Source organism: Asanoa ishikariensis (assembly GCF_900107455.1).
Lineage (GTDB): Bacteria > Actinomycetota > Actinomycetes > Mycobacteriales > Micromonosporaceae > Asanoa > Asanoa ishikariensis.
Genome location: NZ_FNQB01000001.1, coordinates 2,423,840 through 2,437,187, shown reverse-complemented (window position 1 = coordinate 2,437,187; position 13,348 = coordinate 2,423,840). Strand labels below are relative to the sequence as shown.

The following is a 13,348-nucleotide window of genomic DNA, read 5'->3' as shown; positions in this document are numbered from 1 at the left end:
GTGTGGTTTGGTGCCTGCCGGCAACCACATGACCCACGAGTATCCCGCAGAGTCGTAAACGTGCTCGCCGTACTCTCTCCTGGCCAGGGCTCGCAGAAGCCCGGTTTCCTCGCACCTTGGCTCGAACTCCCGGGTGCCGAGGCCCGCCTCCGTTGGTGGTCCGCGCTTTCCGGGGTCGACCTCGTCCACCTCGGCACGCAGGCCGACGCCGACGAGATCAAGGACACGGCGCGCACCCAGCCGCTGCTCGTCGCCGCCGCACTGCTCGCCGCCGAGCGGCTGCCGATGCACGACGTCTCGGTGGTCGCCGGCCACAGCGTCGGCGAGCTAGGCGCAGCGACCCTGGGCGGGGCGCTCTCGGCCGAGGCGGCGGTGACGCTCGCCGGTGTCCGCGGCCGCGAGATGGCCGCCGCCTGCGCGCTGGAGCCCACCGGCATGTCCGCCGTGCTCGGTGGCGACCCCGCCGAGGTACTCGCCGCGATCGAGACGCACGGCCTCTTCCCGGCCAACCGCAACGGTGCGGGCCAGGTCGTCGCGGCCGGTGCGATCGACGCGCTGGCCAAGCTCGCCGCCGAGCCGCCGGCCAAGGCGCGGGTCATCGCACTGTCGGTGGCCGGTGCCTTCCACACCCCGTTCATGGCCCCCGCCGAACAGGCGCTGGCGACCGTCGCGGCCGGCATCACCCCCGCCGACCCGACCCGGATCCTGCTGTCGAACCTCGACGGCGCCGCCGTCGCACACGGGCGCGAGCTGCTGACACGGCTGGTGCGCCAGGTCACCGCGCCGGTCCGGTGGGACCTGTGCATGCGTACCCTCGCCGACCTCGGTGTGACCGCCGTGATCGAGCTGCCGCCCGCGGGCACCCTGGCCGGGCTGATCAAGCGTGAGCTCAAGGCCAACGGCATCGAGATCGTGACCCTCAACACCCCCGACGACCTGCCGGCCGCGTGCGACCTCGTGGCTCGCCACGGCACGGCACCCAGTCACGAGCCCAGCCCGCAGTTCCGGGTTGTGGTCGCCAGCACTGCCGGCCTGTTCCTCCCGGTCGACGGGCTGGCCGAAGGCGATAGCGTACGTACTGGTCAGATCATCGGGCACGTCTCCACTCGGCAGGGCCCGGTCGAGGTCGCCGCGCACGGCGACGGCCTGCTGACCGAATGGCTCGCCCATCACGACGACCCGGTCGCACCGGGCCAGCCGCTCGCGCGCATCGGAGGACAACCCGCATGACAGGCTCCCGCATCCTCGCTTTCGGCCACTACCAGCCGTCGCGGGTGCTCACCAACGACGACCTGGCCCAGATCGTCGACACCAACGACGAGTGGATCCGCGACCGGGTCGGCATCGCCACCCGGCGGATCGCCGACAGCGAGACGGTCGCCGACATGGCCTCGTTCGCGGCCGAGAAGGCGCTCGCCAACTCCGGCCTGACGCCCGCCGACATCGACCTGGTCGTCGTCGCCACCTGCAGCTCCGTCGACCGCAGCCCGAACGTGGCCTGCCGGGTCGCCGCCAAGCTGGGCATCAACGCCCCCGGCGCCTACGACATCAACACCGCGTGCTCCGGCTTCTCGTACGCCCTGGGCACCGTCGACCACGCGATCCGCGCCGGCGCGGCCCGCAACGCCCTGGTCATCGGCGCCGAGAAGCTCTCCGACTTCACCGACTGGACCGACCGCTCGACCTGCATCATCTTCGGCGACGGCGCGGGCGCGGCAGTGGTCACGGCGGCCGGCGAGGGCGAGGCGCCCGGTGTCGGCCCGGTGATCTGGGGTTCGGTGCCGGAGAAGTCCGACGCGGTCCGGATCGAGGGCTGGCGCCCGTACATCCAGCAGGAGGGCCAGTCGGTGTTCCGCTGGGCGACCACGGCGCTCGCCCCGCTGGCGCTGCAGGCCTGCGAGCGGGCCGGCGTCGCACCTGAGGAGATCGCGGCCTTCGTGCCGCACCAGGCCAACGGCCGCATCATCGACGGCATCGCCAAGCGGCTCGGTATGCCGCAGGCGGTCGTCGCCAAGGACATCGTCGAATCAGGCAACACGTCGGCGGCGAGTGTGCCGCTGGCGCTGTCGAAGCTGATCGAACGGCGCGAGGTGCCTTCGGGCGCACCCGTCCTGCTGTTCGGTTTCGGCGGCGGCCTAACGTACGCCGGGCAGGTTGTTCGCTGCCCGTGAGCGGACGCTCAACCGACACCATCACCACACCGAGAGGACACCACCGCAATGACCCGTGACGAGATCACGTCGGGCCTGGCCGAGATCCTGGAAGAGGTCGCCGGGGTCAACCCCGACGACGTGGCCGAGGAGAAGTCCTTCACGGACGACCTCGACGTCGACTCGCTGTCCATGGTCGAGGTCGTCGTGGCGGCCGAGGAGAAGTTCGGCGTCAAGATCCCCGACAACGAGGTGCAGAACCTCAAGAGCGTCGGCGACGCTGTCACCTACATCGAGTCGAACCTCTGACATGAGTCGCACCGACGTCGTCGTCACCGGGCTCGGAGCGACGACCCCGCTCGGCGGGGACGTCGCGTCGACCTGGGACGCCATGCTGGCCGGCCGCTCCGGGGTGGGTCCGCTCACCCAGGAGTGGGCCGGCCAACTGTCGGTCCGGATCGCCGCGCAGCTCGCGGTCGAGCCTTCCGAGAAGATCGACCGGGTCAAGCTCCGTCGGCTCGACCGGTCCGAGGCGATCGCGCTGATCGCCGCGCACGAGGCCTGGGCCGACGCCGGCCTGGCCGACACGGGGCTCGACCCGGAGCGGCTCGGGGTCAGCATCGGGTCGGGCATAGGGGGCGCCACCACCCTGCTCGCCCAGGACGACATCCTGGAGGCCTCCGGCCCGCGCCGGGTCTCCCCGCACACCGTGCCGATGCTGATGCCGAACGGCCCGGCCGCCTGGGTCGGGCTCGAGCTCGGCGCACAGGCCGGCGTCCACTCGGTCGCCAGCGCCTGCGCGACCGGCGCCGAGGCGATCGCGCTCGGCCTCGACATGATCCGCGCCGGCCGGGCCGACGTGGTCGTGGCCGGCGGCACCGAGGCGGTCATCCACCCCCTGCCGATCGCCGGCTTCGCGTCGATGCGGGCCATGTCGACCCGCAACGACGACCCGGAGCGGGCGTCCCGGCCCTGGGACAAGGGCCGCGACGGCTTCGTGCTGGGCGAAGGTGCCGGGGTCGTCGTGCTGGAGCGCGCCGACCACGCCGCCGCGCGCGGTGCCCGGGTCTACGCCCGGCTGGCCGGCGCCGGTCTGACCTCCGACGGCTACGACATCGTCCAGCCGCACCCGGAGGGGCGCGGCGCGATCCGGGCCATCGCCAAGGCGATCGCCGACGCCGGCATCGCCAAGGGCGACATCGTGCACGTCAACGCGCACGCCACCTCCACCCCGGTCGGCGACGTCGCGGAGATCTACGCGCTGCACGCCGCGCTCGGCGACCACCCCGTGATCACCGCGACCAAGTCGATGACCGGGCACCTGCTCGGCGCGGCCGGCGCGTTGGAGTCGATCGCGTCGATCCTGGCCATCCGCGACAGCGTGGTGCCGCCGACGATCAACCTCGACGACCCCGACGACAAGCTCGACATGGACGTGGCCGCGCACAAGGCGCGACCGCTGGACATTCCGGCGGTGCTGAACAACTCGTTCGGCTTCGGCGGGCACAACGTGGCCCTGGTGTTCACCCGCGCGTGAACATCGGGCCCCACTGACGGGGGATTGTGGTGACCAGGAGCATGGCTGTCGACGACGCGGCCGGCGTGGACTATCGGGACCCGGAGCTTCGGCTGCGAGCCTTGTTCGACGCCGGCACCCTGCGCCTGGTCGCACCCCGCGACGACTCCGGTGTGCTCGCCGCCCGCGGCGAGATCGACGGCACGCCGGCGGTCGCGTACGCCACCGACGCCACCCGGATGGGCGGCGCGATGGGCAGCGAGGGTTGCCGGCACGTGGTCGAGGCGATCGACGCCGCCGTCCGGGAGCGCGTGCCGGTGCTCGGCCTGTGGCACTCCGGCGGCGCGCGGCTGGCCGAGGGCGTCGTCGCACTGGACGCGGTCGGCCAGGTCTTCGCGGCCATGGTGCGGGCGTCCGGCCGGGTCCCCCAGATCTCCGTCGTGCTCGGCCCCGCGGCCGGCGGTGCCGCCTACGGGCCGGCGCTGACCGACATCGTGGTGATGGGCGGCGCGGGCCGGATCTTCGTGACCGGTCCCGAGGTCGTCCGCAGCGTCACCGGCGAGCAGGTCGACATGGAACGCCTCGGCGGTCCCGAGCCGCACGGCCGGCGCTCCGGCGTCGTGCATGTGACCACCAAGGACGACGAGTCGGCCCTGGACGAGGCGCGCAAGCTGGCCGCCCTGCTCGGCCGGCAGGGCCGGATCTCACCGGCCGACATCGCCACCGACGACCCCGCGCACGACCTGACCGGCACGATGCCGGAGGCGGCCAACCGGGCGTACGACGTGAAGCCGGTCGTCTCCGCCCTGCTCGACGAGCCCGGCGTGGAGCTTCACGCCAAGTGGGCGCCGAACGTCGTCACCACCCTGGGCCGGTTCGGCGGGCGGACCGTCGGCGTCATCGCCAACAACCCGCTGCGCCTCGGCGGCTGCCTGGACGCGGCCAGCGCCGAGAAGGCCGCCCGGTTCGTCCGAATGTGCGACGCGCTGGGCGTGCCGCTGATCGTGCTCGTCGACGTACCCGGCTACCTGCCCGGCCTCGGCCAGGAGTGGGACGGCGTGGTGCGCCGCGGCGCCAAGCTCCTGCACGCGTTCGCGGAGGCGGTCGTGCCCCGGGTGACGCTGGTGACCCGCAAGGCGTACGGAGGCGCGTACATCGCGATGAACTCCCGCTCGCTGGGTGCCACCGCGGTGTTCGCCTGGCCCGACGCGGAGATCGCGGTGATGGGCGCGTCGGCCGCGGTCAACGTGCTGCACCGCAAGAAGCTCGCCGCCGCGCCGCACGAGGAGCGCGAGGCCCTGCGGGCCCAACTCATCGAGCAGCAGATCAAAGAGGCGGGCGGCGTGCAGCGGGCGCTGGAGATCGGCGTCGTCGACGACGTGCTCCAGCCCGGCGAGACCCGGCGCCGGCTCGCGGAGGCCCTGGCGGCCGCTCCGGCCGCGCGCGGGGCGCACGGGAACATTCCGCTCTGAGTTAGCCCCGGTTGCGCGGGTGGTTCTTGCCCGTGCGCTCGTTGCCCCGCCGGTAGTTGCCCGTCCAGCGGGCCATCACGCCCTGCGGATCGTCGTCGACCTCGGCCAGGAACTCCCCCGCGCGGGCGCCGCGCACCGTCGTCGCGGGACGGCCGTGGTGGAAGATCACGACCGATCCATCGGCGCGCTCCTCGTACGCGAAGCCGTGTGCCTCAGGCATGTCGGGCAGCGTAATAGGGTGAGTGCCGTGGAAGCGACCGAGATCCGCAAGCTGGCCGCGCTCGAGGACCGCCACTGGTGGTACGCCGAGCGCCGGGCGCTGCTCGCCCGCGCCCTGCGTGGGCTCGGCACGCCCGGTGCGGCACTCGACATCGGCGCGGCCGGCGGCGGCAACACCCGGGTGCTGCGCGCACACGGCTGGCGGCCGGTGGCGCTGGAATACAGCACCGAGGGCGCCGAGGTGGCCCGTGAGCGCGGGCTGTCAGTGATGCGGGCCGACGCACGGCAGCTCCCGATCGGCAGCGGCGCGCTCGACCTGGTGACCGCGTTCGACGTGCTGGAGCACATCGACGAGGACCACGAGGCGACCGCGGAGATCTTCCGGGTCCTGCGGCCGGGTGGCACGGTGCTGATCGCCGTACCCGCGGACATGAAGCTCTGGTCGGCTCATGACGTGGCCGTCGGTCACGTCCGGCGCTACGACCGGGCCGGCCTGCGCGCGGTCGTCGAGAAGGCCGGGCTCGTGATCGACGAGCTGTGGAGCTGGAACGTGCTGCTCCGGCCGATCGCGGCCTGGCGCCGGCGCAACTCCACCGGCAGCGACCTCGACGACATCGCCACCCCGGTCAACCTGGGCCTGCGTGCGGTGGTGGCGACCGAACGCTATCTTCCGGTGAAGTCGTTGCCCGGCGTCTCGCTGATGCTGCGCGCCCACCGTCCCGAATAGGAGACCCGTCCCCGTGCTGGCCCCGCTCAAGAACCTGCTCGGCAACGTCACGATGTACGTGGCCCTGCAGAAGGCGCTCGGTTCCGACCGCCTGCGCTACCGCTGCCTGGCCGAACTCGACCTGCACGACGGCGACACGGTGATCGACGTGGGCTGCGGACCGGCGTACTACTTCGACCGGCTGCCGGCGGTGACCTACTTCGGCTTCGACACCTCTTCGCGGTACGTCGAACATGCCTCCGCCCGCTACGGCTCGGATCGGGCGACGTTCTCCACGGAGATCTTCGGCGAGCAGCACCTGGGCGTGCTGCCGCCGGCCAACGCGGTGCTGCTGCTCGGCCTGCTGCACCACCTCTCCGACGACGAGTCGCGCTCGCTGCTGCGGGTCGCGTCGCGGGCGCTGGCGCCGGGCGGGCGGGTGATCGCGGTCGACACCTGCTACGCGCCGGGCCAGGGCCGGATCTCGAAGTGGATGAGCGACAACGACCGCGGCGAGCACGTCCGCGAACCGGCCGCCTTCGAGGCCCTGGCCCGCGAGTCCTTCGCGGACGTGACGGGCGAGGTCGTCGACGACGCCATCCGGGTCCCGTCCAGCTTCTGGCTGATGCGCATGGCCACCCCCCTGCACGTAGCCGCGGCGTAGCAAGATGCGGTGATGCGCCGTGTGCACCTGGAAGCAGCCGAGGACCATGTGCAGCGGCTGGCGCGCGAGAGTGACCCGTTGGGCGCCGTCAAGGAGCTGATTTGGAACGCGCTCGACGCTGACGCGACCCGGGTCGACGTGGTGTTGCATCGCTCGCCGCTCGGTGCCGTCGAACGGGTGACGGTGCGCGACGACGGCACCGGCATGGCGCCCGAGGCGTTGGCTGCCGCGTTCGACCGCATCGGTGGCTCCTGGAAGAAGTGGACCGCCGGTACGCTGCTCAAACAGCGGACCCTGCACGGCAGCAACGGGCAGGGACGGCTGCGGGCGTACGCGCTCGGCGACCACCTCCGCTGGACCACCGTGGCCGACGGAGTGGGTGGCCGGTCGCGGACCGAGGTCGCCGCGCACGCCGGAGCCCGCAACGACTTCCTGATCGGCGACAGTGAGCCCACCCGGTCCGGCACCGGCACGCTGGTCGAGGCGTGGGGCAAGCAGTCGCCCCGGCTCGACCGGCTGCCGCTGCGGGCCAACCACCGCCGCCTGACCACCGAGCTCGCGCCCTACCTGACCGCGTACCCGGAGGTCACGGTCGTCTACGACGGCGTGCCGGTCGACCCGCGCACCTCGGTCGCGCGCACCGCCGTCTACCCGCTGACCTTCGCGACCGCGGCCGGCGACACCGAAGAAGCGCAGCTCAAGGTGATCGAGTGGTCGACACCGGTCGAGCGCGAGCTGCACCTGTGCGACCGGCACGGCATCCCGGTCGGGTCGGTCGACGTCGGCATCCGGGCGCCCGGGTTCGACTTCACCGCGTACGTGCTCTGGCACGCCACCGCCGACCACGTGGGTGACGTGCAGCTTGGCGACGGGCACGACAGCGAGGTCACCGCCCTGGTCGCCGCCGCCCGGGAGCAGTTGCGGGCGCATTTCCGCAGCCGGGTCGACGACCGGCGCCGGGAGCTGGTCGCGCGGTGGCGCACCGAGGGCGACTACCCGTACGAGGCCGACGGCGGGCTCGAACAGGAGACGTTCGACCTCGTCGCCACCACCGTGCACCGGCACATCCCGCGCCGGGGCAACCAGCGGCGGGCCACCCTGGCGTTGCTGCGCGAGGTGCTGCGCGCGCGGCCGGACCGGGTCGCCGACCTGTTGGGCACGATCTTCAAGCTCTCCGACGACGACCGGTCCCAGCTCGATCGGGTGCTGCGGGAGACCGACCGCGTGATCCGGGCGGCCGCCACCGTCGCGGACCGCCTGGAGGTGATCGGCGCGCTGCGGCGACTGACGGCGGACGGCGCCGACCCGGAGCGGCTCCGCCCGGTGCTGGCCGGCAACACCTGGGTGTTCGGCGACCGGCACGGGTTGCTGGCGGGCGACCGTACCCTCGACGTGGTTCTGGACCGACACGCCGGACCGGACGCCGACCTGCTGGTGGCCCAGACCCGCCGCGAGCACGAACGCCTCCAGCACCTGGTCGTCCTCGGGTCCGACACGGCGGGTGCCAAGGACCTGACGCAGCTCAGCGCGTACGCGGAAGCGGTCGCGGCCGACACCCGGTACCGCGGCATCCGGGTCGACTGGGAGGTGTGGCTGGTCGTCCGCGGGCTGGTCGCTTCGAGCCCGGACGACGGCCGGGTCCGGGTTCGCACCTGGAACGAGGTGCTGCTCGAGTGCACCGACCGGGTCCGCTTCTTCGAGCAGAGCGCCGCCTATCCCGACCGGGCCCTTCGGGCCTGATCGTCGTCACGGTCGATTCGAAGCTCGCGTTCGAGCTCTCCCAGCGCGGCCCGCAGGTCGTCGATCCGCTGGGTGACCGCGATCCGGTCGACCTCGTCGGGCACGCCGTCGCCGTCGCGGTCGGCCATACCCTCGCTGATCTCCAGCCGGCGGGCCTCCTCCATCGAGTTGACGATGACCGCGATCAGGATGTTGAGCAGCAGGTTCGCCGTGATCAGCACGTAGCTGACGTAGTAGACGAGGGTCCACGGCGAGACCGTCAGTCCCTGTTGGATCAAATCCGGCAGGGTCTCCTGGGACAGCAGCACGAACAGCGTCAGCACGGCCTGGCCGAGGGTTCCGTACTGGTCCGGGAACTCGTCGTGGAAGATCAGCCAGCCGGCCATGCCGTAGACGTAGAGGGTGACCAGCGCCAGGGCGAGGAACCCGCCGACCCCGGGCAGGCTGCGCAGCAGCGCGGTGACGATCGTGCGCAACCCGGGCGAGAACCGGACCAGCCGGAGTACGCGCGCGATGCGCACGATCCGCAGCGCGGTCGAGTCGTGCAGGCCGGGTAGGAACGCGGCCGCGATGACCAGGAAGTCGAAGACGTTCCAGCCGTGCTTGAAGAAGTCCTGCGGACGCCGGCCGTACGCGCCGAGCCGGATCGCGATCTCGACGACGAACACGAACCGGAACGCCCACTCCAGAGCGAGCAGCAGCGGCCGGAACTCGCCGAGGTGCGGATAGGTCTCGACGCCGAGCGCGACGGCGTTGGCCCCGATCACCGCGACGATCACCACGTCGAACACCCGCGAGTCGGCGATCGCCGCGCACCGCCGCGCGAACGGCGACGGCTCCTCGGGAGCGGCTCGCTGCCGAGGGACGGGTCGCAACATCAACGAAGCTTAGTTCGTCCCCTCAGGACACGATGGCCGACCGCCGGGCCAGGACGGCGTCCGCGATCGCGCGGGGTGCGGTGTCCGGGTTGCCGGAGGCGTACGGCGGTCGCGGGTCGTACTCGTGGGCGAGTTGGATCACCTGCGCCACCGCGTCGCCGGCGATCCGGCCGGCCAGCGCGAACGCCATGTCCAGGCCGGCCGAGACACCGGCCGCCGTGACGTACTTGCCGTCGAAGACGTACCGGTCCGCGATCGGGATCGCGCCGTGGTCGGCGAGCTGCTCGCGGACCAGCCAGTGGCTCGTGGCCGTGCGGCCGGTGAGCAGCCCGGCGGCCGCGAGCAGCAACGAGCCGGAGCACACCGAGGCGGTCCAGGTCGTGTGGGCGTCGACGGCGCGCAGCCAGCGCAGGATCGGGCCGTCACCCATGTGCGCGGTCTGGCCGGGGCCACCGGGCACGACGACCACGTCGGGCGTGGGGACGTCGGCCAGCGCAGCACCCGCGACCAGGCTCAGACCACCGACCTCGTTGGTCACCGGACCGGGCCGCTCGGCGACGAAGACCACCTCGGCACCGGGGAGATGACTGAGCACGTCGTACGGCCCGACGGCGTCGAGCGCGGTGAACCGGTCGTACAACAGGATGGCAATCTGCATGGGACTCCCTCAGGTCAGGAACGGCACGACGGCGGCGTGGAAGCGGGCAGGGTCGAGGCTGTGGACGCGGTGGCCGACCGGGATGGTGACCAGCCGCGCGGCCGGGATGGCCCGGGTGACCTCGGCCAACCGGGCGGGCGGGATGTGGCTGCGCGGGCCGCCGGAGACCACGAGCGTCGGTGCGGTGATCGAGGCGAGACGGTCCCACCAGGCCGGGTCCGGCGCGCTGAGCTGGCGGACGACCGAGATCATCGCGCGCGGGTCGAATCCCCGGCGCGCGGCGAGCAGCAACAGCGCCGGCAGCAGGAACCGGCGACCGGACAGGCCGCCCGGCACCGGGAGCTCCTCCAGCACGAGGTGGCTGACCCGATCCGGACACGCCTGGGCGACCAGCGAAGCGGTGTGCGCGCCGAGTGAGTGGCCGACCAGCGCGATCCGGTCGAGCCCGAGCACGTCGAGCAGCCCGGTGACGTCGTCGCGGAAGCCGGTCAGCGGGTAGGTGGCCGCCCGTGGGCTGCCGCCGTGGCCGCGCAGGTCGACGGCGATCGTCCGCCGGCCGGCCGCGGCCAGCGCGGCGCCGAAACGGTCCCAGGTCGCCGCGCTGCTGGCGCCGCCGTGCAACAGCACGACGGGTGAGCCGGCGCCGCCGGAGTCGCGATAGGACAACGGGCTCATCCGCGTACGTACGCGTCCAGCGCGGCGGACACCAGCGGCTCGGGGTCGTCCTCCCCGGTGGCCAGTTGGAGGCTGCCCCAGCTCCGGAGCTGCGCGATGCCGTGCAGGTTGGCCCAGAGCGCGCCGGCCACCACCCACGGCGGCGCCGCCGAGCGGGTGCCGACGTCGGCGACCAGGTCGACCAGGCGGGCGAACAGGGGCAGGCTGGTCTCGCGCAGGCCGAGGTGGCCGCTGGCGAGCAGGTCGTGCCGGAACATCAGCTCGAACATCCCGGGGTTGGCCCGGGCGAAAGCCAGGTAGCCGCGCGCGAGCGCGGCGAGCTGCTCGCGGGGGCCGTCCTCGGGCGCGGGCCGGACAGTGACGGCGAGCTGGGCGTAGCCCTCGTGGGCGATGGCCGACAGCAGCTCGAGGTGGGTCGGGAAGTAGCGGCGGGGCGCGCCGTGCGACACCCCGGCCCGGCGGGCGATCTCCCGCAGGGTCAGGGCCGGCAGCCCGTCCTGCTCGAGCAGCGCGACACCGACCCGCACCAGCCGGTCACGCAGTGGCTCCTCGGTCATAGACAGTGTCTACCAGAGGTTCGTAGACACTGTCTACAGCCTTTCGAAGTGCCAGACGAGCGCGGCCGGCGTGTGTTCGTAGGCGGCGTCGACCGCGTCGGCGGCCCACTTCCGCAGGAACGGGCCGCCGCCGGTCTCGCTGTGCGGCCAGAGCGGCTCGTGGCAGGCCCGGACAGCGAAGCCCGCGCCCACCGCCGCGGTGACGTAGGCGCTCGGCCGGAACCGGCTGGCCGGCAACCGCGACTCGACACCGTGCGCGTCCACGGCGGAGGCGATGCCGCCCAGGTAGAGCGACTGCCAGTGGATGTCGGAGGTGACCAGGTGGCCGCCGGGGCGCAGCACGCGGGCGAACTCGGCGAACGCCGGCGCCAGCGCCGGCAGGTGGGTCAGCGCCAGCGCGCAGGTGACCAGGTCGACGGACGCGTCCGGCACCGGCAGGTCGCGCAGGTCACCCTCGACGAACTCGGCCTCGGGTGCGTTCCGGCGGGCGTAGGCGAGCATGTCCGGCGAGCTGTCCACGCCGAGCACGGTGTGCCCGCCGGCCGCGAGGAACGCCGCGTGCCGGCCCGTGCCGCAGGCGGCGTCGAGCGCGCGCCCGGTGGGCAGCGCCGCGAGGATGTCCCGGACCACCGGCTCTTCGACGTCGATCAGCGGGTTGCCCGGCTCGTCGTAGGTCGTCGACCAGATCCGGTAGCCGGCGACGGTGTCGGTCTCGCCGACCTCGTCGGCCGCGCCAGTTCACCGCGCTCGGCGACGGCCAGGATGTCACGCGTCTCGGCGAGCCGGGCCGCGACGAAGGCGGCGTCGAACTCGCCCGCGAATGCCCGGAGCAAAGCCAGGCCTTCCATGCCGAGCAGGAACGCGGCCGGATGCCGATAAGCCATGCGGGCACGTTAGTGATCAGCGTGCCGGCCGGCGAGTGGGTTTTGAGCGAACACGAAAGAGCGCCCCGGCAGAACCGCCGGGGCGCTCTTTCGTGTCAGAGCTCAGGCTTCGAAGACGCCCGCGTCGACGAGGCGCTTCTCGGTCACGTCCCAGCCGTGGCCCGGGAAGGCCTCGGCCAGTCCGGCCAGCTCGACGCGGATCTTCGCCGCGTGGCCGGCACCCGCCAGCACCTTGATCTCCTCGACGAACGCGTCGGAGTCGGTGCGGAGGTGGTTGGTCTTGCCGTTCGTCAGGTTGCGCACGTAGACGAACTTCCCGTTGTTGAGCGGGATGAGGTACTTGAACTCGCCGAGCACGCTAAGTGCGCCACCCTGCCCGGCCTGGCCAGCCCGGACGGACGCGCGCGCGGTCTTGGAGGTGTTACTCGCCACGGGGGGACTCCTTGCAAGGGCGCGTACATGGGAAATGGACCCAGGGGGCCCAGTGAAGAGTACACCAGCCGGTGGATCGGCCATCCGGACCAATCGTCCCAACCAGTTTTACGATTCCCTGGCGCAACATTGGCAACAGGAGTCATCATGATTGCTGACTACTCGGAGTGGCGCGAGGTCGTAGGGGAAGACGCACCTCGGGTCTTCGGGAGGTCACCGTGCCAACGCGTGGCGTCGTTTACGTCCACTCGACCCCGCTCGCCGTGTGCCCACACGTCGAGTGGGCGATCGCGCGCGTCCTCACCGCGCCGGTCACACTGCACTGGGCCGCGCAGCCGGTTGACGCCGGCGCCCGGCGCACCGAGTGCAGCTGGACCGGCCGGGCGGGGACCGGCGCGGAGCTGGCTGCTGCCCTGAGGCAGTGGCCGATGCTCCGTTTCGAGATCACCGAGGAGCCCAGCCCGGGCTGTGACGGTGAGCGCTTCATGTTCGTGCCCGGCCGTGGGCTGTTCCGGGCGACCGCCGGCGCCGCCGGTGACATCCAGCTCGGCGAAGACCGGCTGCGGGCCATCATGGCGAGCTCGCGCGCCCCGGAGGCGCTCCAGCACGCCCTCGACAAGGCGCTCGGCACCGCCTGGGACGCCGAGCTCGAGCCCTACCGGTACGCCGGCGACGGCGCCCCGGTGACCCTGCTCACCCGCGTGGGCTGATCGCGGCCCCCCACCGGGGCCGTTCGGGCCACCGAAAAACCACCCACCGCAGGCCACGGCCGACCAGGGGCAGCTAGTTCGTGCGAA

At 72.5% G+C, this 13,348-nt stretch carries 17 protein-coding genes; 9 read left to right on the top strand and 8 right to left on the bottom strand.

Features of this window, described 5'->3' with window-relative positions; all coding sequences use genetic code 11:
• Positions 1–60 precede the first annotated feature (60 nt).
• From BLV39_RS11520 to BLV39_RS11500, 5 genes are read left to right on the top strand one after another with little or no spacing between them, the layout of a single operon-like run.
• Positions 61–1,230, top strand: a complete 1,170-nt coding sequence (locus tag BLV39_RS11520) for an acyltransferase domain-containing protein (protein ID WP_090790040.1) — start codon at positions 61–63, stop codon at positions 1,228–1,230.
• Positions 1,227–2,171, top strand: a complete 945-nt coding sequence (locus BLV39_RS11515) for a beta-ketoacyl-ACP synthase III (RefSeq protein ID WP_090790038.1) — start codon at positions 1,227–1,229, stop codon at positions 2,169–2,171. The genes BLV39_RS11520 and BLV39_RS11515 overlap by 4 nt, the downstream gene beginning before the upstream one ends.
• 48 nt (positions 2,172–2,219) lie before the next feature.
• Positions 2,220–2,459, top strand: coding sequence for an acyl carrier protein (locus BLV39_RS11510; protein WP_089248740.1), 240 nt, complete (start codon positions 2,220–2,222; stop codon positions 2,457–2,459).
• A 1-nt stretch (position 2,460) separates the two neighbouring features.
• Positions 2,461–3,687 carry a beta-ketoacyl-ACP synthase II gene (gene fabF / locus BLV39_RS11505; RefSeq protein ID WP_090790036.1) on the top strand — a complete coding sequence of 409 codons (1,227 nt, stop codon included), beginning with the start codon at positions 2,461–2,463 and terminating at the stop codon, positions 3,685–3,687.
• Positions 3,688–3,728: 41 nt separating this feature from the next.
• Positions 3,729–5,138, top strand: coding sequence for an acyl-CoA carboxylase subunit beta (locus BLV39_RS11500; protein WP_204082917.1), 1,410 nt, complete (start codon positions 3,729–3,731; stop codon positions 5,136–5,138).
• 1 nt (position 5,139) lies between these two features.
• Here BLV39_RS11500 and BLV39_RS11495 read toward each other — a convergent pair whose 3' ends face one another.
• Positions 5,140–5,358 (bottom strand): hypothetical protein, encoded by a 219-nt coding sequence (locus tag BLV39_RS11495; protein ID WP_090790034.1) that lies wholly within the window; start codon positions 5,356–5,358, stop codon positions 5,140–5,142.
• Between the two features lie 27 nt (positions 5,359–5,385).
• Between BLV39_RS11495 and BLV39_RS11490 the strand changes: the two genes are divergently transcribed.
• Genes BLV39_RS11490 through BLV39_RS11480 form a run of 3 tightly spaced genes read left to right on the top strand, consistent with a single transcriptional unit; the run spans position 5,386 to position 8,467 of the window.
• Positions 5,386–6,084: a class I SAM-dependent methyltransferase gene (locus BLV39_RS11490; protein WP_090790032.1), complete on the top strand. Its 699-nt coding sequence runs from the start codon at positions 5,386–5,388 to the stop codon at positions 6,082–6,084.
• A gap of 13 nt (positions 6,085–6,097) precedes the next feature.
• Positions 6,098–6,727: a class I SAM-dependent methyltransferase gene (locus tag BLV39_RS11485; RefSeq protein WP_090790030.1), complete on the top strand. Its 630-nt coding sequence runs from the start codon at positions 6,098–6,100 to the stop codon at positions 6,725–6,727.
• A gap of 12 nt (positions 6,728–6,739) precedes the next feature.
• Positions 6,740–8,467, top strand: a complete 1,728-nt coding sequence (locus tag BLV39_RS11480; protein WP_090790028.1) for an ATP-binding protein — start codon at positions 6,740–6,742, stop codon at positions 8,465–8,467.
• Here BLV39_RS11480 and BLV39_RS11475 read toward each other — a convergent pair.
• From BLV39_RS11475 to BLV39_RS11450, 7 genes are all read right to left on the bottom strand, one after another.
• Positions 8,440–9,345, bottom strand: a complete 906-nt coding sequence (locus tag BLV39_RS11475; protein WP_090790026.1) for an ion transporter — start codon at positions 9,343–9,345, stop codon at positions 8,440–8,442. The genes BLV39_RS11480 and BLV39_RS11475 overlap by 28 nt on opposite strands.
• Before the next feature lie 22 nt (positions 9,346–9,367).
• Positions 9,368–10,003, bottom strand: coding sequence for a DJ-1/PfpI family protein (locus BLV39_RS11470; RefSeq protein WP_090790024.1), 636 nt, complete (start codon positions 10,001–10,003; stop codon positions 9,368–9,370).
• Positions 10,004–10,012: 9 nt separating this feature from the next.
• Complete coding sequence (locus BLV39_RS11465) at positions 10,013–10,678, bottom strand: alpha/beta fold hydrolase (protein WP_090790022.1); 666 nt, start codon at positions 10,676–10,678, stop codon at positions 10,013–10,015.
• Positions 10,675–11,235, bottom strand: a complete 561-nt coding sequence (locus tag BLV39_RS11460; protein ID WP_090790020.1) for a TetR/AcrR family transcriptional regulator — start codon at positions 11,233–11,235, stop codon at positions 10,675–10,677. The genes BLV39_RS11465 and BLV39_RS11460 overlap by 4 nt, the downstream gene beginning before the upstream one ends.
• 33 nt (positions 11,236–11,268) lie before the next feature.
• Positions 11,269–11,865 carry a class I SAM-dependent methyltransferase gene (locus BLV39_RS11455; RefSeq protein ID WP_204082918.1) on the bottom strand — a complete coding sequence of 199 codons (597 nt, stop codon included), beginning with the start codon at positions 11,863–11,865 and terminating at the stop codon, positions 11,269–11,271.
• Positions 11,866–11,882: 17 nt separating this feature from the next.
• On the bottom strand, positions 11,883–12,119 hold the full coding sequence (locus BLV39_RS43610) for a hypothetical protein (RefSeq protein WP_204082919.1): 237 nt from the start codon (positions 12,117–12,119) through the stop codon (positions 11,883–11,885).
• 102 nt (positions 12,120–12,221) lie between these two features.
• A complete protein-coding gene (locus tag BLV39_RS11450) occupies positions 12,222–12,551 on the bottom strand; it encodes a hypothetical protein (RefSeq protein WP_089248760.1) in 330 nt (109 codons plus the stop codon).
• 218 nt (positions 12,552–12,769) lie between these two features.
• Here BLV39_RS11450 and BLV39_RS11445 point away from each other — a divergent pair, with 218 nt between their 5' ends.
• Entirely contained in the window at positions 12,770–13,261 is a 492-nt protein-coding gene (locus BLV39_RS11445) for a DUF3145 domain-containing protein (protein WP_090790018.1), read from the top strand.
• Positions 13,262–13,348 lie beyond the last annotated feature (87 nt).